The 22,659-nt window shown below is 33.0% G+C and carries 21 protein-coding genes, 2 tRNA genes, 1 other RNA gene, 1 pseudogene and 1 other annotated feature; of the genes and pseudogenes, 16 read left to right on the plus strand and 9 right to left on the minus strand.

Translation table 11 applies throughout. The annotated features are described in order from the left end of the window. Positions 1 to 662, minus strand: a pseudogene (locus RZ74_RS02105) (OB-fold nucleic acid binding domain-containing protein); the annotation flags it as partial. A 59-nt stretch (positions 663 to 721) separates the two neighbouring features. After that, positions 722 to 929 (minus strand) — a binding site (T-box leader). Between the two features lie 142 nt (positions 930 to 1,071). Between RZ74_RS02105 and RZ74_RS02110 the strand changes: the two are divergent. The 5 genes from RZ74_RS02110 (at position 1,072) to RZ74_RS02130 (ending at position 5,793) form a co-directional block, all read left to right on the plus strand. Next, positions 1,072 to 1,464 (plus strand): tautomerase family protein, encoded by a 393-nt coding sequence (locus RZ74_RS02110; protein WP_053949802.1) that lies wholly within the window; start codon positions 1,072 to 1,074, stop codon positions 1,462 to 1,464. Between the two features lie 8 nt (positions 1,465 to 1,472). Then, positions 1,473 to 2,435, plus strand: a complete 963-nt coding sequence (locus tag RZ74_RS02115; protein WP_053949803.1) for an NAD(P)H-quinone oxidoreductase — start codon at positions 1,473 to 1,475, stop codon at positions 2,433 to 2,435. An 80-nt stretch (positions 2,436 to 2,515) separates the two neighbouring features. Then, positions 2,516 to 3,172 carry a hypothetical protein gene (locus RZ74_RS02120; RefSeq protein ID WP_053949804.1) on the plus strand — a complete coding sequence of 219 codons (657 nt, stop codon included), beginning with the start codon at positions 2,516 to 2,518 and terminating at the stop codon, positions 3,170 to 3,172. Positions 3,173 to 3,337: 165 nt separating this feature from the next. Continuing rightward, positions 3,338 to 4,516 carry a GH25 family lysozyme gene (locus RZ74_RS02125; protein WP_053949805.1) on the plus strand — a complete coding sequence of 393 codons (1,179 nt, stop codon included), beginning with the start codon at positions 3,338 to 3,340 and terminating at the stop codon, positions 4,514 to 4,516. A 365-nt stretch (positions 4,517 to 4,881) separates the two neighbouring features. Further along, positions 4,882 to 5,793 carry a hypothetical protein gene (locus tag RZ74_RS02130; protein ID WP_053949806.1) on the plus strand — a complete coding sequence of 304 codons (912 nt, stop codon included), beginning with the start codon at positions 4,882 to 4,884 and terminating at the stop codon, positions 5,791 to 5,793. 46 nt (positions 5,794 to 5,839) lie between these two features. Here RZ74_RS02130 and RZ74_RS02135 read toward each other — a convergent pair whose 3' ends face one another. Next, positions 5,840 to 7,075 carry an MFS transporter gene (locus RZ74_RS02135; RefSeq protein ID WP_053949807.1) on the minus strand — a complete coding sequence of 412 codons (1,236 nt, stop codon included), beginning with the start codon at positions 7,073 to 7,075 and terminating at the stop codon, positions 5,840 to 5,842. 261 nt (positions 7,076 to 7,336) lie between these two features. Between RZ74_RS02135 and RZ74_RS02140 the strand changes: the two genes are divergently transcribed. Next, a complete protein-coding gene (locus tag RZ74_RS02140) occupies positions 7,337 to 7,555 on the plus strand; it encodes a hypothetical protein (RefSeq protein WP_053949808.1) in 219 nt (72 codons plus the stop codon). Between the two features lie 92 nt (positions 7,556 to 7,647). After that, a complete protein-coding gene (locus RZ74_RS02145) occupies positions 7,648 to 8,340 on the plus strand; it encodes a hypothetical protein (protein WP_053949809.1) in 693 nt (230 codons plus the stop codon). Between the two features lie 60 nt (positions 8,341 to 8,400). On the opposite strand, the gene RZ74_RS02150 is transcribed toward RZ74_RS02145, so the two are convergent. Both RZ74_RS02150 and ssrA read right to left on the minus strand, forming a co-directional pair. After that, on the minus strand, positions 8,401 to 9,027 hold the full coding sequence (locus tag RZ74_RS02150) for a hypothetical protein (protein WP_053949810.1): 627 nt from the start codon (positions 9,025 to 9,027) through the stop codon (positions 8,401 to 8,403). A gap of 193 nt (positions 9,028 to 9,220) precedes the next feature. Then, positions 9,221 to 9,591: a transfer-messenger RNA gene (gene ssrA, locus RZ74_RS06860) on the minus strand. A gap of 135 nt (positions 9,592 to 9,726) precedes the next feature. Here ssrA and RZ74_RS02155 point away from each other — a divergent pair. Next, entirely contained in the window at positions 9,727 to 10,386 is a 660-nt protein-coding gene (locus tag RZ74_RS02155; protein WP_053949811.1) for a cysteine peptidase family C39 domain-containing protein, read from the plus strand. Between the two features lie 35 nt (positions 10,387 to 10,421). Here RZ74_RS02155 and RZ74_RS02160 read toward each other — a convergent pair. After that, positions 10,422 to 10,495 (minus strand) — tRNA-Glu (locus RZ74_RS02160). Between the two features lie 108 nt (positions 10,496 to 10,603). Between RZ74_RS02160 and RZ74_RS02165 the strand changes: the two genes are divergently transcribed. Continuing rightward, positions 10,604 to 10,676, plus strand: a tRNA-Gln gene (locus tag RZ74_RS02165). Between the two features lie 238 nt (positions 10,677 to 10,914). Here RZ74_RS02165 and RZ74_RS02170 read toward each other — a convergent pair. Both RZ74_RS02170 and RZ74_RS02175 read right to left on the minus strand, forming a co-directional pair. Then, positions 10,915 to 11,466: a cysteine hydrolase family protein gene (locus RZ74_RS02170; RefSeq protein WP_053949812.1), complete on the minus strand. Its 552-nt coding sequence runs from the start codon at positions 11,464 to 11,466 to the stop codon at positions 10,915 to 10,917. 99 nt (positions 11,467 to 11,565) lie between these two features. Further along, positions 11,566 to 11,922 (minus strand): hypothetical protein, encoded by a 357-nt coding sequence (locus RZ74_RS02175; protein WP_053949813.1) that lies wholly within the window; start codon positions 11,920 to 11,922, stop codon positions 11,566 to 11,568. Positions 11,923 to 12,263: 341 nt separating this feature from the next. On the opposite strand from RZ74_RS02175, the gene RZ74_RS02180 reads away from it, so the two are divergent. Genes RZ74_RS02180 through RZ74_RS02190 form a run of 3 tightly spaced genes read left to right on the plus strand, consistent with a single transcriptional unit; the run spans position 12,264 to position 16,844 of the window. After that, on the plus strand, positions 12,264 to 13,997 hold the full coding sequence (locus tag RZ74_RS02180; protein ID WP_053949814.1) for an ABC transporter ATP-binding protein: 1,734 nt from the start codon (positions 12,264 to 12,266) through the stop codon (positions 13,995 to 13,997). Beyond that, on the plus strand, positions 13,990 to 15,816 hold the full coding sequence (locus RZ74_RS02185) for an ABC transporter ATP-binding protein (RefSeq protein WP_053949815.1): 1,827 nt from the start codon (positions 13,990 to 13,992) through the stop codon (positions 15,814 to 15,816). Before RZ74_RS02180 ends, RZ74_RS02185 begins: the two co-directional genes overlap by 8 nt. 17 nt (positions 15,817 to 15,833) lie before the next feature. Next, positions 15,834 to 16,844, plus strand: coding sequence for a serine hydrolase domain-containing protein (locus tag RZ74_RS02190; RefSeq protein ID WP_053949816.1), 1,011 nt, complete (start codon positions 15,834 to 15,836; stop codon positions 16,842 to 16,844). Between the two features lie 13 nt (positions 16,845 to 16,857). Here the strand turns inward: RZ74_RS02190 and RZ74_RS02195 are convergent, their stop codons facing one another. Together RZ74_RS02195 and RZ74_RS02200 are read right to left on the minus strand one after the other, a co-directional pair. Next, the gene (locus tag RZ74_RS02195) at positions 16,858 to 17,568 is read right to left on the minus strand and encodes a type 1 glutamine amidotransferase (RefSeq protein WP_053949817.1); all 711 of its coding nucleotides are present in this window, start codon (positions 17,566 to 17,568) and stop codon (positions 16,858 to 16,860) included. After that, complete coding sequence (locus tag RZ74_RS02200; RefSeq protein WP_053949818.1) at positions 17,568 to 18,917, minus strand: Mur ligase family protein; 1,350 nt, start codon at positions 18,915 to 18,917, stop codon at positions 17,568 to 17,570. Before RZ74_RS02200 ends, RZ74_RS02195 begins: the two co-directional genes overlap by 1 nt. 170 nt (positions 18,918 to 19,087) lie before the next feature. On the opposite strand from RZ74_RS02200, the gene RZ74_RS02205 reads away from it, so the two are divergent. Genes RZ74_RS02205 through RZ74_RS02220 form a run of 4 tightly spaced genes read left to right on the plus strand, consistent with a single transcriptional unit; the run spans position 19,088 to position 22,638 of the window. Beyond that, entirely contained in the window at positions 19,088 to 19,672 is a 585-nt protein-coding gene (locus RZ74_RS02205) for a thymidine kinase (protein WP_053949819.1), read from the plus strand. Between the two features lie 11 nt (positions 19,673 to 19,683). Continuing rightward, the gene (gene prfA / locus RZ74_RS02210; protein ID WP_053949820.1) at positions 19,684 to 20,766 is read left to right on the plus strand and encodes a peptide chain release factor 1; all 1,083 of its coding nucleotides are present in this window, start codon (positions 19,684 to 19,686) and stop codon (positions 20,764 to 20,766) included. Then, on the plus strand, positions 20,759 to 21,601 hold the full coding sequence (gene prmC, locus RZ74_RS02215; RefSeq protein ID WP_053949821.1) for a peptide chain release factor N(5)-glutamine methyltransferase: 843 nt from the start codon (positions 20,759 to 20,761) through the stop codon (positions 21,599 to 21,601). Before prfA ends, prmC begins: the two co-directional genes overlap by 8 nt. A 17-nt stretch (positions 21,602 to 21,618) precedes the next feature. Continuing rightward, entirely contained in the window at positions 21,619 to 22,638 is a 1,020-nt protein-coding gene (locus tag RZ74_RS02220) for an L-threonylcarbamoyladenylate synthase (RefSeq protein WP_053949822.1), read from the plus strand. Positions 22,639 to 22,659: the final 21 nt, after the last annotated feature.

Here is a 22,659-nt window from a genome sequence, read left to right on the forward strand (position 1 = left end):
TTCTTGAATGCCATTGTAAATGCTTCTTCAGGAAGTTGACCACTAACTGTTAGGTTAGTTTCAGTCTTGAAGAAATCTTTTGAGTTATCAACATTACCTTGATCATCTTTAGGTAGGTTGTTCATGTCCATTGTAGTAACTCTGAACATTTCACCGGCACCTTCAGTATCACTACTTGTGATGATTGGAGTGTTTACGTAAACGAAATCTTGGTGTTGTAGATATTCATGAACGGCAAATGAAGCTAGTGAACGAATTCTAAATACTGAGTAGAAAGTATTAGTACGTGGACGTAAATGTGCAATAGTACGTAAGAATTCATAAGTTTGTTTTTTCTTTTGTAGTGGGTAATCTAAATCTGATTTACCAACTAGTTCAACTTTGTCACCATGGACTTCAAATGGTTGTGGAGCATCTGGAGTTTTAACAAATGCACCTTCAACAACGATAGTAGAAGCAATTGGTAGTTTGCTAATTGCTTCGAAGTTTTCGTTACTCTTTTTAACGATTACTTGAGCACTCTTGAAACAAGAACCATCATTTAATTCAATAAAACTAATGTTTTTTGAGCCACGAATGGTTTTGATTGAACCTTCAAGAGCAACGACAGTGTTATCTTCAATGTCTTTAGTGTATAAATCTTTAACACTAAGTTGTTGCATAAAAATTCACGCCTTTCTATATTATAAATACGAGATAAATAAAAAAACTCCCGTCCTAAACATAGGACGGGAGTTCCGCGGTACCACCTAAAGTGCCTTTAATAGGCCACTCAAATCAAATAACGCTTTGAACGCGTTTATTCCTACTGAAGATTCAGAATAAAAACAAATAGGTGTTATTCATTAGTATTAGTGCTGCTAAGCTTTCACTGCCCTTAACTCGCTAAAAGGTAATACTAATTACTTATCCGTATTTATAGTTTCATATTAACTATTTAACACTTAAATATTACCACTATTTAATGAATAAATACAATATAAAGTTATCAATTAACATAAAAGCAATTTGTTTGATTTTGCAACTTCACTAGTGGATAATTTAACACATTATTTTAAAGGAGTGATCACAATGCCATTAATGAGAATTGATGTAATTAAAGGACACGATAAAGAATATTTAAAACAACTAATGCAAGTTTCTTATGAAGTAATGTTAGATTGTTTTGGCGCACCAGAGGGTGATCGTTACCAAATCTTAACCCAACATGAAGATTTTGAAATGAATATTTTAGACACAGGTTTAGGCATTGAAAGAACTAACGATATGGTTGTTTTCAGCTTAACTACTAGACCACGTACTGAAGAACAAAAATTAAAGTTCTACCATGATTTAGCCGAAAAATTGGAACAAACAATCGGCTTGAAAAAGTCAGATTTAATGATTAACTTGACTACCAATACTGATACTGATTGGAGCTTTGGCAATGGAATCGCTCAATTTATCGATGGTCCATTAAAGTAGGTGCCAAGATGAAAGCTGTAACAATCGCGAGCGTAAAAAATGAAAACTCATTGGTAGATGTGAAAACACCGAAACTAGTAGATGGCCAAGTATTAATTAAAATTCATGCCGTTGGTGTTAACCACGTTGACTTATTATGGGCGGATCAAAAAGTGAAGTCAGACGATACGATTCCTGGATTAGAAGTTGCTGGAGAAATTGTCGAAAGCAAATCTACTGATTACCATAAAGGACAACGTGTAATGACACTTTTGGATAATGGTGGTTATGCTGAATATGTGGCGGTGAACCAAGAAAGAATTATGTTAGTTCCTGATAATATTGATTATGATGTAGCTGCCACGATTCCAGAAAGCTATTTAACAGCTTATCAAACACTATTTACCATTGGTAATTTAAAAGACAATCAATCTGTATTAATTCACGCTGGAGCTAGTGGTGTTGGTACCGCAGCAATCCAATTGGTTAAAAAGTTAACTAATGCCCAAGTAATTACAACTTCTAGTAGTAAGAAAACAGCAATTTGCTTAAATTATGGAGCAGATGTTGCCATTGACTACACTAGTCAAGATTTCGTTGAAGAAGTCCGAAAGACGACCGATAATCGTGGGGTTGATTTAATCATTGATTTCATCGGTGCCAGCTATTTTCAACAAAACATTGCTTCTCTAGCGTTTGAAGGAAAACTAGTATTAGTTGGTAACTTAGGTGGTAGTATTGTTGAAAACATGAACATCATGGATATCATTGGTAAACGAGTTAGCGTAGAGGGAACACTATTATCAACACGTTCCAATCAATATAAAGCTGACTTAATTTCAGCGTTTAGCAAAGACGTTTTACCACTATTAAATGATAATCAAATTGATTTAAAATTTGGCAACCATTTTAAGTTAAGTGAATCTAGGGATGCTTTAGCATGTATGAGAAATAAAGAAAACATTGGTAAAATCATTTTAACTGTTGATTAAAGTCGTTGGGAAACGGCTTTTTTATTTACTAATCATTTGGAATTAGTTATTCTATTAATAATTATTCTGGGAGCATAAAGATGGCAAAGAAAGTATTTAAATTCGATTTTTTATCTAAGTATGTAAAAGAAAGTGCAGATCGCCATGCATTATTTTCAGTTGGTAACACAATAGAAAGCCTTGTTATATCCATTATTAAAATCGTATTAGCAATAATTATTTCATCGACCTGGGTATTAGTGTTTGGAATTTATTATGGAATCATGTTTATTACTAGGGTTATTTTCTTACATGTTTACACTAAGGAAAGATTACATAAATATACAGAAAAACAAGATTTAAGATATTTATTAATGGGTGCGATAACTTATATTGTTTTAGGCATCTCATTTGTATTGATTTGTCTGTATTTGTACCTCAATATAAATCCACAGGTATATTCTAAAAACGTAATGTTAGCAATTGCGACACTTGGTTTTATCAAAATTATTTCATCGATTGTTGGGTTAACTAAGTCAAGAAAGTTACACAGTCCTGCAATTACATTTATTAAGTCTTTAAATGTAATCGATGGTTTAATGGCCATTATAGTCACTCAATATGCGATTCTATCAACCGAAAGTTCACACAATGCTTCTGAATCAACTGGATTATTTGGAATGGGACTTGGCTCAGTAATAATTTTAATTGGATTAATTTTAATCATATATGTTCACAAACAAAAGAAGGCCTCCTAAATCGGTGTCCTTCTTTTTTCACTGTCAAGTTTCAAATTATTACAAATTGGGTCTGCTTTTTTAATATTTTGTAAAGAAATTGGGAAAAATTGTAACTTGTGTATATTATTCCTGCAACATTAACATTGTACAATGTAGTTAATCATAGTGTTAAAGGATGAGAATATGTTAAGACTTAAATATGTATTAATGATTGTTGGAGTTACATTGGTAGGGATGTTCTGTATGTCATTTGGTTCTATGCAAATCCATGCAGCACAAAATAATGTATACGATTTATCAGAGTGGCAAGGTAAATTTACTGATGATCAAGTAAAAAAATTAAAGGACGAAGTACCATTCGTTATTTTAAGAGTTCAATTCGGTAGTGCTTATTACGACAAGACTTTTGATAACAACGTCGCTTTAATGAAGAAGTACAATGTTCCATATGGTGTATATTCATTTAGTCAGTATACTGATCCAAACGATGCTGCTGATGAAGCTAAAGCATTATACAATAGAGCACCTGATGCTAAGTTCTATGTTAATGACTACGAACAACAAACAGTAAAATCTGGTGGAACTAATGAATCTACATTAGCCTGGATTAACGCGCTTAGACCTTTAGTTGGTAACAGAAAAATTCTGTTTTATTCATACCAAAGTTTTATGCTTAACCATGCTGCAGAAGCAATTAGTGCATATGATGGTTATTGGTTAGCTGCATATCAAACAAATGAGCCCCAAAGAGAACATGTATTATGGCAATATACTGACCATTACTATTCACCGGCCCTAGGTCAATATGTTGATTCTAGTTTATTAACGGTTAAAAACAGTGATTGGTTCATTGGTAATACAACTCCAAAGTCTAACGCAAAATATGAAAAGGTAAATGGAATTTTCACAGTTAGATCAGGAGCTACTGATAACTTTTATAACCATGTAGTTGGTGATAATAAGTATGCAAGTAAATTAAAAGTAAATAATGAAGTTGCTAATTATAAAGGAAAAACTATTTCATATAATATGAGGGCAACTGTTAATAATGAAACTTATTACCGTACTTACTTTGATGGTCATCTTTTGGGATGGATTAACGTGAAGGCGTTAGGTCCTCATATCACATACTCAAGGATTAATATGACTAAACAAATTAAAGCTAAAAACTACTATAACTTTTACAATCATGTTGTAGATAGCCACTTTGCTAATACTCGTAAATTAGTAAATGGCAGTAAGTATGCTGGTAAGAGAGTTCACATAACTGGAAGAGCTATTAAAGATGGTTGGCACAGTTATTATTACAAATGTTATTACGAAGGTAAATTTATCGGATGGATTTATCAACGCGCATTCTAAAAAAAGCATTGTCTCTGACAATGCTTTTTTTGTGTTTCCATAAATAATTTTTATATTACTGATCTTAAAAATCGTTAAATTATCATAAAAATTCAAAAAAAGTCCAAAAAAATTTAATTTTTTAAATTAAAAATATGTATAAAAATAATAAAGAAATACTTAATTTTGTTTAAAAAATTAAGTAATATTATACATATAATACATAAAACAGAAATTAGCTTAAGAAAAAATTAACTACCTTATACCTTTCTTAATTTTTCAAGACACTATATAATCTTATTTGTTGTATAAGGAATTTAAACAGTATGAGTTTTGATGAGAGGAAGAATATATTGAGTATACCCATACCGAGTAAAAAAATATTTATGACAATCGTAGGAACATTTGCTTTTAGTGCGTCACTATTTATTCAAAATGTTGAATCAAATGCAGCTGCTAAAAAAATTAGTACTGAGGTTGTACAAGTTAAATCTAACAAAAAGGTTTATAGTAGCGATCAGGCTAAATCAATTAAGTCTAGTTCTGCTAAGAGTTATTTTGGTAACAAAGAATTATTTACCAAAAAAGAAGTTACAGTAAAGAAACAAGGGCAATTAAAAAAATTTAAGTTAATTGAAAGTAAGGATAAAACAAAAAAAGGATGGATGTATTCAGGTGATATCATTTCAATCCATCAAAACAATGCTGCACCAGCAACTGTAAAATCCGCACCTAATTTAGATTTAAGAATTGATGATGATTTGGGTGAAACCACCGATAATACCGATGGGAACGTTAATTCAATGACTGATGCTCAAGTTGTTTCAAGTGTCAGAAGTCAATTTGTAGATTTTGTTAAATCTAGTAGAGCCCAAACCAAAAATGGAACTTGGTTAAGAAGTTCAGGATTAGATAAGGTCGCTCAAGAAAGAGCCGATTATTTTAATCCAGCTTTGGGATATTTATCTCACTACATTACTGCAAATGGCAAACGCCATAAGCAATTGGCTGCTATTTTAGACGGTCAATCAATGGGAATAGTTAGTAATAAAAATGATATCTACGAATCAAATGGCTATGCTAATTTAGATAACCGTATCTCTAATGTAAGTAAGTACGTTAGTTACTTTAAAGAAATGATCACTAATGATGGTGATTCTGACTATGGTCATAGAGACCAATTGCTAGGTAATGAAGGCGATGGTCTAAGACACTATGGAGTTGGAATCCGTGTTATTAGAATGAATCGTAGTGTTCAAATTAATATTGTTATCTTATCTGCAGATAGTAAATACTAATAATCAACAAAAAAGGATTGTAATCGATGATTACAGTCCTTTTTATTTACTTCAATTCTGTTTTAATGATGCACTTTTTGAATAAACTGACTAATAGGATAAATAAAAATGAGATGGTGCCAAAAATGATTATTATTTTTGGCACTGAAATAAAGCTGATTAAAGCAGTAGAGGTAAGTGCACCGCTAGGTAAAAGGATAGATTGTATTGTTACAATTCCACCGTTGATTTTACCTAATAGATTATTAGGGATTAGAGCTTGTCGTTTGCTGTTCCATGCAATCATTAATAAAGCAAAGGATGCATTTTGTAGCATTCCCATTAAGACGACAATAAAATAATTTAGTGATAGGCCCATGATAATTAAACTAAGACAAAATAACATTGCGCTAGTCTGTATGATCATTAATGAATCAAATTTTTTAATTACTTGAGATGAAAATAATCCGATTAGCAAGACGGGGATGAATTCAAATAAAACAAACGTAAATCCAAACATGAAACCTGATAAATGCAGATAATGTAAAAATAAGTATTGTAAAACACTACCAATACTACCCGTTGCAAGATAAACAGCAGCGGTAATGAGTATCCCAAACAAGAACCATCTATTTTGCGCAACGTATTTTTTAACAGATAGTAAATCTTTCTTGATACTATCCCGTTCACTGTTTGAAGCGGATAAATCGGATTGGATAAAAAGAATTATGATAAATGATAATAAGTACGATATTCCATTGATAATCACGCACATCCAAGCGCCAAAGATACCAATTATCAAACCAGAAATAGCGGGACCCAGTAGACCAATTATCGACTCAAAAAGGTTAAAGATACTGTTCATGGAAATTATGTCCTTCTTTTCAACTATTACGGGTAATGAGGCGTTGAAAGATGGTTCATACATCGATGTCAGACTGGATATGATAAACGTTAATATAAAAATAAATATGATACTAATATTGCTTTCAAATTGTAGTAATAACATAATCATCGATATTAGAATAAATGAGGCAATATTGATGCATAATAGCATCTTCTTTCGACTGACTCGATCTGAGATAAAACCGCCAATGAAACCAAAAAAGATTCCTGGAATTAAAGACAGACTGAAATTTAATGCCATGAGAGTACCGGAATGGGTGATATGAAAGATAAGCCACGGAATCCCAAATCTTTGTAATTGATTGCCCATTTCAGATAAGACGTTGGCAAACAATAATTTATTGAAATTTCTATTTGTAAATAATAGGGGATATTGTTTTTTAAGATAAGTATTCATCTATTTGCTCCTATGTATAATGTGGCCGAAAAACGATTAATTTAGTTAATACTATCACAGAATCTATAAATGGTTATGCGTTTATTATTTATTTTAAATAGTTGGGGATGCAATAAGTATCAATGGTTTTACAAACGTTTTTGATAAAAGTGTCTAAAAATTATAAAAAAACATAACTAAAAATTAAATAAATGATGAGAATATAACAGTTTGTTTAATGATAAAATAACTTCGTACATATATTACAAGGGGGATTATACGATGTATAACAAAAAAACATTAAAGACAGTTGCACTTATGTCTTTAGGTACTATCGCAATGTCATCACTACTAGCCGTTAATGAAGCTAATGGTGACTTATCAGCATCTGCTACAGCTACTAAATACAAGGTAGCTAAGAACGGTTATGTATACAAAAACGCCAAGATTAAGCTGTTAAATCAAAATCAGAAAAGAAGTATTTTGGTAATTCAGTTCTAACTGTTAAGAAGACAGTAGTTGTAAAGAAACATGGTAAGAAATTAGTATACAAATATGTAGTCGCAAGCAATGGTAAGAGTGGTTACGTTTACGTGGGATCACTTAAGAAGTCCACTGCTAAACTAGTTAAAACTACTTCAAGCAAAAAGGTTGCTAAGAAAGATCCAAGTAAAGAACCAAATGCTAAACAAAGAAAGAAGAACTTGAAAGATTTATACACATTTTTAGGTATGGGTTCAGATGGTTCTGATGACTCTGGTTCATCATCAAATTCAAAATCACTAAACTCACTTTCAGATTCTCAAATTGCCTCACAAGCTAAGAGTGAATTTATAAAGTTCGTTCAAGAACAACGTGCTCAAGCGGGTAAATCAGCTTGGGTTGAAAATGCTAAATTAGATGCTGTTGCTCAAAAACGTGCAAGTTATGTAAATGTAGACATGGGAATTGCAGCACATAAAATAACAGCAGATGGTCAATATCATCAAAACGGGGCCTACACTGTAGATGCTCAATCACTCGGTTACAATATGCCTTCATTATTTGAATCATCTGCCAACGCAAAATTTGATGGTAATTATGGTTCTGTAAAGGATGTTGTTTCATCATTCAAAACAATGATTACTGATGATGCTGATTCTAACAATGAACACAAAGACCAATTAATTGGTAACGATGGAAATGGGTTACAATACTTTGGTATTGGTTTGAGAGTTGATAGAAATCAATCAGAAGGAAGCGTTAAAGTTACCATCGAAATTCTATCATCAGATACTAACTACTAGATATAGAGAAAATAAAAAGCCTTCTTTTAATAGGAGGCTTTTTTTGTTATAAATATCGAATTATTCAACTTGAAATTTAATATTGGAAATGTCATTTAGTTCTTTACAAATGACATCTAATTTTTCAATAGGTCCGCTACACCTATTAATCTTTGTCTCGATTTCTTTTAAAATGTTTTCAAAAGTTACTCTAGTATCCGAAACTTCAGAAATGCGTTTATATATTTTTTGTAAAGGATTTTTAAAATTGTTGTAGTGATTAACTTTTTGAGAACTTAGTTCACATATCTTATTTAATAACTCATTTTTATCAATCTTAGTGTTTTTGAATATATTTTCTACATTATATGCTCCAAAGTCATTTTTAGTATTTGCTGTAAAATCAAATATTATGCTTTCAAAATGCGTTCTAACACTGTCTATAAAAGACTGATTAAGTTGATATTGTTTACCGGTTATTTTTATTTTTAATACAAATATTTGTTTTAGATCATAATTGATTTTAGTGCTACTCTTAGCGATCTTTTTTAAACTACGTAATATTTTTGCAGATGTTCTTTTTCCATTGAAGTGTTCTTTTAATCTTTTTTCAATTGAAAGTGTTTGTCCCAAATATGTAATTGGATCATAGTCATTATTCAATTTTACTTCTAATTTGTAAATATAAACGTTTTTTTCTATACTCATAAAAAATCACCTTTTTCTTTCTGATTTAGATACATTTATACTACAATTAAATTATTTTTATTTGGGGTTTAATTAATATATTTAATAAAAAAATTAAACATATTAATTTTATCCATATATTTTTATATCTTTGTAAAATAAAAAGCTGCTGCAACAACGATTTGATTCGTTGATTACAACAGCTTTTTTTATTCAATGGAGGCGGCGGGAGTCGAACCCGCGTCCGAGCATATCGCCATTCGAATATCTACGCTCATAGGGATACTATTTAAATTTCACTAATCAGAGCACCGTATTCCGGGGTTAACGTGATTAGCTAACCTGATTAATCTCTTTTGCTTAACTTCAGGTGGGAGCAAGCAACGTAAGCCTATTATTATATAAAACCCAAGTTAGCCCCTAGGCAAAGCTAGTTGGATTGTCGTAGACTGCTTATTAGGCAGCTAAAGCGACGTTGTTTGAATTATTGTTTGCAGTTATAATTTAAAAACTGGACGGTTGAGCAGACGCCGCTGCGAACGCAATCCGAATTCGAACTATACCCGTCGAATCCATAACGCCCCCAAAAGATACATATCAATGTTACCATATTTAAGAAGGTAGTAAAATAATTATATCAGATAAAAAACTTATTTTAATGCGTTTAGTACATATTTATTGGTATAATGTAATACAAACCTAAAAATTGAGGGTGAATAAATGAAAAGCAATGCCATTGCGAGTGAAAGAGTACCAGCTTTTTACGTGCGTTTGAAACATCGCCGCGTAGAAAAATGGTATATTTCTAACATGCAAGATGCTAAGTCAGAGAGACAATCTTTTCGTCATGATGACGAACTAACTAAATTTGAAATTGATCAAATCGGCTTTTTTCAAAATCATCTTTGGTTTCACTTTAATAACGAAGTTACTAACGGGTGGATACCAAATAAATTTATTCGTAAGAACTATCGTGTTTTAAATTTAACTCAAATTGAACTTGATGATACTAATTCTAATGAAGCTAATGCTTTGGCGACTTTAGTTCATTTTTCTAAACCAGATTATCCAGTTTTTGAAAAAATTGACCCAACCGTCGTTAATTTAACGGATAAAGAATATAAAACAGTGTTAGTTAATAGCGTTGGTTCATACAAGAATATTACTAAAAAATCGTTCCGTCGCTTAAGAAGTCAGATTAGTCGAAACCGTCCGGTTTTAATCTGGGGCAGACGTGATAATCAATGCTTAGTCTTATTTGGGTTCAATCATAAAGTGTTCTTCTATTATGATCCTGAAGATGGACTAAAGAAGGTTATTACCATTAAAGAGTTAACCAAGTTATGGAAAAAAAGTGGCTACAAAGCGATTAGTTACTAAAAAAAGACAACCAATTAATGGTTGTCTTTTTATTATCACCCGCACGGGGCTCGAACCCGTAACTCCGCCTTGAGAGGGCGACGTCTTAAACCAGTTTGACCAGCGGGCAATAAAACTTATACATTCAATAGTACTATCCAATATTATTGATGTCAACGTGCTCGAGATGTTGACACCGATTAAATATGTGTATTAATATTAAATACGTGATGTTCATTGGGCATTCGCCAAATTGGTAAGGCAGAGGACTCTGAATCCTTAATTTACTGGTTCGAGTCCAGTATGCCCAATAAGCTGATATTCATAAGCGGGTATTAGTTGTCATAACGCTGTCATGTTGGGGATGATGGCGTTTTTTTGTACCCAGTAGAAATCATGAAAAATTGTCAAAAAGTAGGCAAAGAACAGTTACTAAATAGTTTATAAATGTTGATATAACAATCATTTGATAACTAGCGAAAAAACAAAGGACAGTTAAAATGTAATAATTTTTTGCAAAATAAAAAGAGATGAGAATGCATCTCTTTTTTATTTAATGGTAATGCCCATGCTATTTTTGAAGTGACTCAATGCGAAGTCGTGACCAGCTTGTGATAGACCTGCAACGCCTTGTTCATGGACGATAATATTATAATTTAAGTTATATGCAGAAACAGCGGTGTGTAGGACACAGATTTCAGTACATACACCAACTAAATGAATAGTATCGATTTTTCGTTCTCTTAGATATAAATCTAAATCAGTTCCAGCAAAAGAACTGTATCTAGTTTTATCGAACATGTATACATTTTTTTCAGTTGCGTGTTGTTTGTACCAATCATTTAGTGAACCATAAAATTCACGTCCCCAAGTATCCTTTAGATTATGAGGTGGGAATAATTTAGTTTCTGGGTGATATGGATTGTTTTCTTCGTGTAAATCAGTTGGCAATATTACTTCGTTACCAGATGATCTAAATTGTTCTGCTAAATCCACAATATAATCTACTAAAACTTGTCCAGGTTTTCCAACAGTTAAGTTACCATTGTCGTCTACAAAATCGTTAGTGTAGTCAATGATAAGAAGAGCTTCCTTAGGCATAATAATTATCTCCTTAATTATGTTACTACTATTATATATGATAATTATAGAAATGCCATTAAATATTATATGAATTATAAGTTTACTTTAATTGAATTTTTATCTTTCGAAATAGATTAAATTGATGCCGTTTAAAAAAATAACGATTGAGTTAATTATCATTAAATCGATATTAATTTCTTTAGTAATAAAGAACATAAATAAACTATAGATGAAGATAAATAAAAGACTTGATAATTTAATTGGTGTGATAATTGTGGTGAAATTAATAATGATTTGAAAAATAAGCAATAAACAGAAGATATTGAATATTAGCGCTACGATAGTTTCATCAATCGAACTGATGTCTGAAATAGTATGGTTGGAACTTAAATGAATCATGCTGACAATGAAGTATAACGCTGCCAATAGACCTTCTGATAGTGAAATTACAATGTTGAAAATAAGTTTTTTCATTATTTATGCTCCTAAGAAATCAAAAATTTATGGAGTAAATTATACATGATGTATAAAAATGAGTCAATCCATTCCTTTTGATAGCATAAAATAAATGTTATGGTAAACTTTATTTAATTATGTTTTTTGATAGGGATAAAAAGGTTACTAATAGATAATTTTAAAAATATGGATGGTTTAATTAACGTTGTTTTAACCTTGCTAACAATGGATTTTAATTTTTAATGGAAGGAAGTGAAATTGAGTAATGTAATCACTTTCAAAAATGATTTTTGAAGTATATAATTACTCTTTGATTTCAAAAAATACGGAAAATAAAATAGTTCGGAGTGAATACTTAAATGATAAGACTAGCTAAAAAATATCTAGTCTGGTGGGCCGTTGTCGCAGCTGTTCTTTTTATGGTTGCTCAAGTGTCTTCAGACTTATATTTACCAACCGTTACATCTAATATCATTGATAAAGGTGTCGCACAAAATAATGTCAGTTACATATGGTCACAAGGTTTTAAAATGCTGGCAGTTGCATTTGTTGGGGTAATTTCCGCTGGTGGAAATATCTTCTTTGCAGCAACCCAATCTCAAAAGATGGGTAAAAAGATCAGATCTGCTCTATACAGAAAAATTATTTACTTAGCGGATCAAGATTTAGATAAATTTGGGGATGCTTCATTAATTACTAGAAATACTAATGATGTTGTCCAAATCCAAAACGTTATGATTCAAGTTTTAAGAATGATGGTAATGGCTCCTATCATGTTAGTAGGGGCTATGATTCTAGCTTTTGTTAAGAGTCCACATTTAACTGTCGTCTTCTTATGTTCTCTACTTGTATTAGCTGTATCTGTATCAATCGTAATGATGTTTGCTGGACCTTTATTCAGAAAATTACAAGGTCAAACAGATAAGTTAAACCTAGTCTTTAGAGAAGGTTTAACAGGGGTTCGTGTTATTAGAGCATTCAATCGTGATAGCTATGAACAAAGTCGTTTCGATAAATACAACAATAAATATGCTAAAACTGGAACTAAGGTATTTATGATTACTTCATTAATGTTCCCATTAATGACATTCATCCTTAGTGGAACCAATGTTGGAATTGTTTGGTTCGGTGCCAAGATGATTTCTCACAATACTTTAGCTGTTGGGAACTTAGTTGCATTTATGACTTACGCAACTCAAATTTTAATTAGTTTTATGATGTTATCAATGCTTTTTGTCTTCATTCCAAGAGCACAAGCTTCTGCTGCTCGTATTAATGAAGTTTTAGATGTGAAAGATTCAATCGTTGATGGTGAAAATGTTGTTGAACCTAAGAGCGGTGACGCTTCAATCGAATTTGATCACGTTGACTTCAAATACGGAGATACTGATAAATTATCATTATCAGATATCAATTTTAAGGCGAAGTCTGGACAAACAGTTGCGATTATCGGAGAAACTGGTTCTGGTAAGTCAAGTTTAGTTAATTTGATTCCACGTCTTTATGATGTTACAAATGGTGAAATTAAGATTAATGGAACATCTGTAAAAGATATGACCCAAAAGAATCTTCACAAGCTAATTTCCATTACTCAACAAAAGGCGGTTCTATTTACAGGAACTGTTCGTGAAAACATGTTGTATGGTAATGAAAATGCTACCGATGATGAAATTTGGCATGCATTAAGCATTGCTCGTGCTGATGACTTTGTTAAAGAAGAAGGCGGATTAGATTCACGTGTTGAACAAAACGGTGATAACTTCTCTGGTGGTCAAAAGCAACGTTTAGCAATCGCTAGAACTATTTTGAAGAATGCTGATATTTATGTATTTGACGATTCATTCTCTGCATTAGACTTCAAGACTGACGCATTATTACGTCAAGCTCTTAACAATGATGAAAAAATTCAAAAGGCCATCACAGTTATCGTGGCACAAAGAATTTCTACTGTTGCCGATGCTGACTTAATCTTAGTATTAAGTAATGGTAAGGTGGTTGGTTCAGGTAACCATAAAGAACTATCAGAAAATAATCCTTATTACCGTGCCATCTTAGCATCACAAATTAAGGAAGGAGATGACCAAAATGCATAATCACAGTCGTGGTAAAAAAGAAAAACCAGATAAATTCTGGTCAGCAACTTGGCGTTTAGTTAAATATGTTAAGCCATGGATGTTAGGAATTATTATTACTCTAATCATGTCTGTCGCTGCGGTTATTCTCCAAATCGTTACTCCTAAGGTTTTAGGGGAAGCGACAACTGAAATTTATAAAGGTGTTACTAAAGCCTTTGTAATGAAGAAGATGGGACTACATGTCTCAACATTACCAATTGATTTTACTGCAGTTGGCCATATCTTAATTATTGTTGCTGCTTTATATATTGTGGCAGCCTTATTCAATGTTGGACAACAATTTATTATGACTTACATTTCACAAAAAGTTGTTTACCAATTAAGAAAAGATTTAAAAGCAAAGCTACAAAGACTACCAATTTCATATTACGATACTCATTCAAATGGGGACATTATGTCTAGAATGATTAACGATATGGATAACATCTCTACAATGCTTCAAACCAACTTAACCCAATTTATTACTAGTGTGCTATTGTTCTTTGGGGTTTTATATATGATGTTAACAATTAGTTTCTCACTAACTTTAGTCGCTCTATGTACATTGCCATTAATTGGAATTATTGTAGGTGTGATCGCACCAAAGTCACAAAAGTTCTTTAGTAAGCAACAAAGTCATTTAGGTGAAGTTAACAGTCAAGTTGAAGAAAACTTTGCTGGACACACAATCATTAAGACTTTTAATCGTGAAGAAGAAGCAATTAAAAAGTTCGAAGAACAAAACGATAAATACTACAGTTTTGCATGGAAGGCTCAATTTGTTTCAAGTTTTATGTTCCCATTAATGAACTTCGTTAAAAACTTGAACTATGTTTTTGTAGCCGTTTTTGGTGGAATTAAAGTTGCCGCTGGAACTGTTACATTAGGTAACGTTCAAGCGTTTTTACAATACGTCAACATGTTTAACCAACCAATTACCAACCTTGCTAACTTAACTAATACCATTCAATCAACTATTGCTTCCGCAGAAAGAATTTTCAAAATTCTAGATGAACCAGAAATGGTTGATGAAAAAGTCGATATTGCACCAATCGAAACTACTGACAAGATTAAGTTTGAAAATGTTAACTTTAGATACTTACCAGATAATCCGTTAATTAAGGACTTTAGTTTGGATGTTGAAAAGGGAACTACAGTAGCGATTGTTGGACCTACAGGTGCAGGTAAAACTACTATTATTAACTTGTTAGAAAGATTCTATGATATTGATTCAGGATCAATTAAATTAGATGGTGTGGATACCCGTCAAATGAGCAGAAGTGATTTGCGTTCTCACATCGCAATGGTGCTACAAGATAGTTGGCTATTTACTGGAACTATTTTTGACAACATTAAGTATGGAAATGCAGATGCTACTGATGAAGACGTTTACCGTGCCGCTAAAGAAGCACAAGCAGATGAATTTATCGAAAAGCTACCTGATGGATATAATACTGTTCTAAATGAATCAGCATCTAACGTATCTCAAGGACAACGTCAATTGATTACAATTGCTCGTGCCTTCTTAGCTAACCCAGATATTTTAATTTTGGATGAAGCAACTAGTTCAGTTGATACTAGAACTGAATCACTAATTCAAGAAGCAATGGATAATCTAATTAAGGGTAGAACTAGTTTTGTGGTTGCCCACAGATTATCAACAGTTCAAAATGCCGAAAAGATTATTGTTATGAATCATGGACAAATTAGAGAAACCGGAAATCACCAATCATTGATGGCTGAAAATGGTTTCTATGCTGATTTATATAACTCTCAATTTATTGGTAACAACCTATAAGATAGAAGGGTACTAACATGCAATATTCTGAGACTGTCCAATCTATTGAACAATTAGTGAAAGACCAAGTTGTTCCAGGGGTTAACTATGCTTTTATAGATGAAGATGGGATTCAACGATACTTGATTGGTGATCGTCAATTATTACCAGTTAAGCAGCCTTTAGATGATGGTCATTTAATATATGATATGGCCTCATTAACTAAAGTTGTTGGAACTACAATGGTAATTCTAAAATTGGTTGAACTGGGTAAATTGAGTTTAGATGATTCAATCACAAAGTATTTACCAAAATGGAAATTTAACGAAGTAACTATCAGAAATTTAATTTGTCATACATCTGGTATCGAAGGGTATATTTCTAATCGAGATAAGCTCAATCATGATGAATTAATAGATGCATTGCTGGGACTTCATGTTGGACCAGGATTGAACAAAGAGATGCATTATGCAGATGTTAACTTCATTTTTCTAGGCTTAATTGCCAAAAAGGTTACAGGTGAATCGATTCATCAACTAATTACTGAATATGTATTAAAAGCATTGAAGATGAATAACAGTTCATTTCATCCTAATCCTGATAACTGTGTGCCGACTGTATACGATGAACACAATGGGTTATTACAGGGAACTGTTCATGATCCTAAAGCGCAGGTTTTAGGCGATGACTGTGGTTCAGCTGGATTATTTAGTAACATGGATGATTTGATTAAATTCGTTCAATCAATCTTAAATCTAAGTGAAAATCCGGTGCTTTCAGAAGAAACACTGGCTGGTTTTTGCGAAGACCAAACGGGTTATGATTTAGGTAGAACATACGGTTTTGAAAGATTAGATTATGAGGGGATGCACTATATTTGGCAATCCGGTTTTACAGGAACCTTTATCGTGATAATTCCAGAAAAGAAAAGGGCAATGATTTTCTTATCTAATCGAGTTCATCCGGTTTCACCTAATGAAGAATATATTGAAAGAAGAGCACCTTTAATTGAAACTTATTTAAAAGCAAACAAAAAAGACGAATCGTAAGATTCGTCTTTTTTTAATATGATTCTGAAACATCAATTTGTTCTTGTTCAGAGAAGTCATCATTTGGATATCTACGTTTTAATGCCTTGATTAAAATGTGTTTAGCGATGATGTTATTTCTGGCAAGGATAGGACCATGGAAGTAAGTGCAGTATACGTTCTTAAAGATCGCACCTTCGGCGTTATCAGCACCATTGTTACCATAACCTTGTTCGACGTCACCTAAAGGACGTTCGCCATTACCAGTGTAGGTAACACCTTGATGGTTTTCGAAACCGTGATAAACTTCACCAGTTTCTTTGTTTTTAATTTTAATATCACCGATGAAACGGTTATCGTGTTGTTGTTCTGTGTAGTGGTCTAATACACCAATTCCTGGAATTTTATTTCCTTCGGCATCGATGTAGTATTTACCTAATAATTGGTAACCACCACAAATGGCAAGTAAGCAACCATCAGAATCGATGAATTTTTTAATTTCATCCTTCTTAGTTTGGAAGTCTTTTGAAACAATACTTTGTTCGAAATCTTGACCTCCACCAAAAACAGCGATGTCATAGTCATCAGATTTAAAATCTTCGTCTAGACTAACAACTTGTGATTCAACGTTAATGCCCATTTTTTTACCGTAATATTTTAATACTAAGATATTTCCTAAATCACCGTAAGTATTCATTAAATCACCATATAAATGGGCGATGTGTAATGTATATTCTTTGGTCATTATTCCATACCTCCCTTAATGTAACCTTTTTCAGCAAAGTCTTTTCTTAATTGAAGCATTGCAGTATAAGTTGCTAAAATATAAACCTTTTTAGTTGGTAGTGAAGGGATTTCTTCAACTACTTTTTCTAAATCTGGTTGAACTTCATGAATGTTTTCATCGACTCCAGCAACTTTAAATCTAAAGGTGATATCTTTGTATCTTTCACCACCAGTGATGAATTTTTTAATTGGCATTTGAGTGAAACGTTCAAATTCACCGTCCCAAATCCAACTAGTATCAATTCCATCAGCGTAGTTGGCGTTTAACAAGCAGATTAATGAAAAATCATCTTGTTCCTTAGAGATAGTATCAATCACTTGGTTCAAACCAACGGGATTTTTAACCAATACAAGGGTAGTTTCCTTACCATCGATATCGATTAATTCTTGTCTACCAAAGACACGTTCGTTCGCAGTAAATGCTTGGGCGATGTCTTTTGGATCAACATCTAAGAATCTTCCAACAGAGTATGCAGCAAGTGCATTGTAGATGTTGTAAACACCACCAATACCAATAGTTAGGTTTTGACCATCGACAGTGAAGTCTGATGAGTTGGGTGTTAAGTTATCTAGTTTAGTTAATTCATGTGATAACTCAGGGCGCTTGAATCCACAATGTTCACAGAAGTAGTTACCTAAGTTGGCATAACTAATGTAGTGATAGTGCAAAATGTTTTGACAAACTGGACATAAAACACCATCAGTATTTGGTTCAGCTTTGAAGTTATCGTCATCTTCATGATTTTTAAATCCGTAAAAAATCTTTGGATTTGGTAAATCAACTGAATTAAAGATAGGAGCATCACCATTTGCAATGATAGTTGCGTTAGGAGCTAACTTTACACCATCGATAATCTTTTTGTAAGTAGTGTAAATTTCACCATAACGATCCATTTGATCACGGAAAATATTGGTGAATACAAAAGCAATCGGTTGGATATGTTTTGTAAGCTTAATAACGTTTGCTTCATCGACTTCTAGCACTGCTAGTGGTCGGTTGCTCTTAGGATTTTTAGCTTTTAAGAATGTAGTAACCAATCCTTGTTCCATGTTAGAACCAGAAGGATTAGTAACCACGTTTTGGTATTTTTGTTTTAGGACTTGAACAGTTAGTGCTGTGGTAAGGGTTTTACCGTTAGTACCAGTTACAACAATAATGTCGTAGTTTTGACCTAAATGTTTTAAGATTGCAGGATCAATTGCAGTGGTAATTTTACCAGGAAGTGAACTTCCACCATTCATAAATGTGTGTAAGAACCAGTATGATGATTTACCTGCAAAAGTCGCAAATTCGCTTCTTATAGACATACTTGTACTCCTTAATTAATTAATACACAAAATTTTATCATACTTTACTATTATAGAACGAATAATTGAATTATTTTAGTAAAATCATTCAAATTAGTCGCAACTATCGAAATTAATTGATAAATCGGCTATAATAATAAATGAGAAAAATAGAGAAAGCGAGTTTTATCATGGCACAGCTATATTATCGTTACGGGGCAATGAACAGTGGTAAGTCAATCGAAATTATTAAGGTTGCGCATAATTACGAGGAACAAGGTAAATCAGTTATCCTTATGACTAGTGCGCTAGATACTAGAGAGGAACGCGGAACTGTTGCTTCTAGAGTCGGCCTAAGTAGAAATGCACATGTTATCGAAGCAGATTCTAACTGTTTTGACATGGTTAAATCAATTGACCCAGATGCTAGTTGTATCTTAATTGATGAAGCTCAATTTTTAAGTAAGCAACATGTCTTACAATTAGCTAAAATTGTGGATGAATTATCAATTCCTGTAATTGCCTTTGGTTTAAAGAACGATTTCCAAAACAATTTATTCGAAGGATCACAAGCATTATTGTTGTATGCTGATAAAATCGAAGAAATGAAGACAATTTGTTGGTTCTGTGGCCGTAAAGCGATTATGAACTTACGTTTTCATGATAGTAAGCCAGTATACGAGGGAGAACAAATTCAAGTTGGAGGAAACGAATCATACTATCCAGTATGTAGAAAGCATTACTTCAATCCACCAATGGAACAAATGGGAAAGTGAGGAATTATTAGATGGATGAAATATTTGAAAAGCTACAATCTGTAGTTGATCGTTATGACGAACTAAATGAATTAATTAGTGACCCAGAAGTTATTGCTGACACTAAGCGATTCATGGAATTGTCAAAAGAAGAAGGTAGCTTACGTGAAGTTGTTGCTACCTATAATAAATATAAAGATGTTGTCTCTCAATTAGAAGACGATAAAGCGATGCTAGCTGAAAAGTTAGATGATGACATGAATGAAATGGTTAAAGCTGAAATTAGCGAACTAGAACCACAAAAGGGTGAACTAGAAGAAAAAATTAAGATTATGCTTCTACCTAAAGACCCTAACGATGACAAAAACATCATCATGGAAATTCATGGTGCTGCTGGTGGGGATGAAGGTAGTCTATTTGCTGCTGACCTTTACAACATGTACATCCGTTACGCTGAAAGCCAAGGCTGGAAAACTTCAATTATCGATGAAAGTGATACTGAAGTTGGTGGATTTAAAGAAATCGCCATCATGATTCAAGGGGATAACGTTTACTCAAAACTTAAATTTGAAAACGGTGCTCACCGTGTGCAAAGAGTTCCTTCAACTGAATCAGCTGGTAGAATCCATACTTCAACTGCGACTGTTGGGGTTATGCCTGAAGCAGAAGATGTTGACTTAGAAATCGATCCAAAAGATATTAAGACGGATGTTTACCGTGCTTCTGGTGCTGGTGGACAACACGTTAACAAAACTTCATCAGCCGTTAGAATGACTCATTTACCTACTGGAATTGTGGTTGCGATGCAAGATGAACGTTCACAACAACAAAACCGTGCTAAGGCAATGCAAGTTTTGAAGTCACGTGTTTATGATTACTACCAACAACAAGAAGTAGATAAATACGATGCTGAAAGAAAATCAGCAGTTGGTAGTGGTGATCGTTCAGAAAGAATTAGAACCTACAACTATCCACAAAACCGTGTTACCGATCATAGAATTGGTTTAACTCTTAACAAGTTGGATAAAGTTATGACTGGTGACTTAGAAGATATCATTGATGCTTTAATCTTATCTGATCAAACTGCTAAGTTGGAGCAATTAAAGAATGACTAATATGACTTACTTTGAAGCCCAGAAAAGGGCTTCTTTTCTTATCAAGGAAAAAGATTTAGACGAAGAAGTCGCCAGATTGTTCTTAATGGAAATGTTTGGATTTGATAATACACATTTGTTATTACATTATCGTGATGAAATGAGTTCACAAGACGCTGATAGATATTTTGAATGGGTTAATCAGTATCTAGATGGTAACCCAGCTCAATATATTATTGGATCAACTGAGTTTTATGGTAATCGTTTTAAAGTTGATTCCAGAGTATTAATCCCACGTCCCGAAACTGAAGAGCTTGTTGAGTGGGTATTGAATGACTTTCAAGAAAGTCCAAATTTGAAAGTATTAGATTTAGGAACCGGAAGTGGTGCCATCGCCATTTCTTTGAGTAAGGAACATCCAGATTGGGATATCACTGCCTCCGATATTTCAAAAGATGCCTTAGAAGTTGCTAAGTATAATAATGAAGAAAATGGAACCAAAGTAGCGTTTTTGGCGAGTGATTTGTTCGATTCTATTCACGAATGTTTTAATGTAATAATAAGCAATCCTCCTTATATTTCCGAAGATGAAATTGACTATATGGATGATAGTGTATTAAAATACGAACCAAAGCAAGCTTTATTTGCAAAAAATAATGGCTTATTTATGTATCAATCTATCGCAAATTATATTAAAATGAAGAAGGATACTACTCACGGAACTTTATATCTGGAAATCGGATTTAAACAAACTGAGGCAGTTACCAGGATTTTCACAGAATCATTACCTGATTGCCAAGTAACTAGCAGATGTGACTTCTTCGGTAATCCGCGAATGATACGAGTTAAATATTAAGGAGGGAAGTAATTTATATGGATACACACATTTACACTGCAGACGATTTGAATGCAGCGGCAAAAGATATAGTGGAAGGAAAGCTAGTTTCCTTTCCAACCGAAACTGTATACGGATTAGGGGCTGATGCAACTAATGAAGATGCGGTTAAGAAAGTATATGCTGCAAAGGGTAGACCAAGTGATAATCCACTGATTGTTCATGTTGATAGTGAAGAAATGGTAGAAGAATATGCAATGCCATTATCTGATGAAGCTAAAAGTTTGATCAAAACTTTTTGGCCAGGACCATTAACAATTATCTTTAATTTAAAAGATAACGTTTTATCTAAAACGGTAACTGGTGGATTAGACACAGCAGCATTTAGAAATCCTAATAATGATTTAACATTATCATTGATTAAAAAAGCAGGGGTACCAATTGTGGGACCATCAGCGAATACATCTGGAAAACCAAGCCCAACCATTGCGATGCATGTTTACCATGATTTAAAAGGCAAAATTGCTGGAATCTTGGATGATGGTGAATGTCAATTTGGAGTAGAATCAACAGTTTTAGATATGTCAACTGACCAACCTGCTATTTTAAGACCTGGAGCTATTTCAGCTGAACAAATTCAAGAAGTAATTCACAAACCAGTTTTAGATGAAAGAGTTCATGTTGCTGATGCTCAGGTTCCAAAATCGCCTGGAATGAAATATAAGCACTACGCACCATCTGCGCAAGTTTATATTGTTGATAGTCCTAAAGATTTTGAAGAAGCTGTAAAGTGGGCTGCTGAACAAGATGATAAAGTTGGTGTCATGGCAACAGATGCTGTTTTAAACAATTTACACTTTAGTAATAATGTTGAATCATTCTCGTTAGGTTCAGATGTTTTATCAGCCAGTCATTCATTATTTGCTGGTCTAAGACATTTTGATAATGAATCCGATGTTAAATCGATTTTAGCGCAAGGTTTTTCAAATGATGGCATAGGTGAAGCCTACATGAATCGTTTGAACAAATCAGCAGGACAAAAGCATTTTAATAAATAGTTACGTAAATATTGAGGGGGC

This window comes from Apilactobacillus apinorum (assembly GCF_001281175.1).
Taxonomy (GTDB): Bacteria; Bacillota; Bacilli; order Lactobacillales; family Lactobacillaceae; genus Apilactobacillus; species Apilactobacillus apinorum.

Excerpts from the sequence above, each read along its gene's own strand:
- RZ74_RS02170 (WP_053949812.1), bottom strand. The coding sequence starts at position 11,466 with ATGCCTAAGGAAGCTCTTCTTATCATTGACTACACTAACGATTTTGTA.
- RZ74_RS02115 (WP_053949803.1), top strand. The coding sequence starts at position 1,473 with ATGAAAGCTGTAACAATCGCGAGCGTAAAAAATGAAAACTCATTGGTA.
- RZ74_RS02185 (WP_053949815.1), top strand. The coding sequence starts at position 13,990 with ATGCATAATCACAGTCGTGGTAAAAAAGAAAAACCAGATAAATTCTGG.
- prfA (WP_053949820.1), top strand. The coding sequence starts at position 19,684 with ATGGATGAAATATTTGAAAAGCTACAATCTGTAGTTGATCGTTATGAC.
- RZ74_RS02120 (WP_053949804.1), top strand. The coding sequence starts at position 2,516 with ATGGCAAAGAAAGTATTTAAATTCGATTTTTTATCTAAGTATGTAAAA.
- RZ74_RS02180 (WP_053949814.1), top strand. The coding sequence starts at position 12,264 with ATGATAAGACTAGCTAAAAAATATCTAGTCTGGTGGGCCGTTGTCGCA.
- RZ74_RS02140 (WP_053949808.1), top strand. The coding sequence starts at position 7,337 with ATGTATAACAAAAAAACATTAAAGACAGTTGCACTTATGTCTTTAGGT.
- RZ74_RS02135 (WP_053949807.1), bottom strand. The coding sequence starts at position 7,075 with ATGAATACTTATCTTAAAAAACAATATCCCCTATTATTTACAAATAGA.
- RZ74_RS02205 (WP_053949819.1), top strand. The coding sequence starts at position 19,088 with ATGGCACAGCTATATTATCGTTACGGGGCAATGAACAGTGGTAAGTCA.
- prmC (WP_053949821.1), top strand. The coding sequence starts at position 20,759 with ATGACTAATATGACTTACTTTGAAGCCCAGAAAAGGGCTTCTTTTCTT.
- RZ74_RS02155 (WP_053949811.1), top strand. The coding sequence starts at position 9,727 with ATGAAAAGCAATGCCATTGCGAGTGAAAGAGTACCAGCTTTTTACGTG.
- RZ74_RS02150 (WP_053949810.1), bottom strand. The coding sequence starts at position 9,027 with ATGAGTATAGAAAAAAACGTTTATATTTACAAATTAGAAGTAAAATTG.
- RZ74_RS02110 (WP_053949802.1), top strand. The coding sequence starts at position 1,072 with ATGCCATTAATGAGAATTGATGTAATTAAAGGACACGATAAAGAATAT.
- RZ74_RS02130 (WP_053949806.1), top strand. The coding sequence starts at position 4,882 with ATGACAATCGTAGGAACATTTGCTTTTAGTGCGTCACTATTTATTCAA.
- RZ74_RS02220 (WP_053949822.1), top strand. The coding sequence starts at position 21,619 with ATGGATACACACATTTACACTGCAGACGATTTGAATGCAGCGGCAAAA.
- RZ74_RS02175 (WP_053949813.1), bottom strand. The coding sequence starts at position 11,922 with ATGAAAAAACTTATTTTCAACATTGTAATTTCACTATCAGAAGGTCTA.
- RZ74_RS02195 (WP_053949817.1), bottom strand. The coding sequence starts at position 17,568 with ATGACCAAAGAATATACATTACACATCGCCCATTTATATGGTGATTTA.
- RZ74_RS02200 (WP_053949818.1), bottom strand. The coding sequence starts at position 18,917 with ATGTCTATAAGAAGCGAATTTGCGACTTTTGCAGGTAAATCATCATAC.
- RZ74_RS02190 (WP_053949816.1), top strand. The coding sequence starts at position 15,834 with ATGCAATATTCTGAGACTGTCCAATCTATTGAACAATTAGTGAAAGAC.
- RZ74_RS02125 (WP_053949805.1), top strand. The coding sequence starts at position 3,338 with ATGTTAAGACTTAAATATGTATTAATGATTGTTGGAGTTACATTGGTA.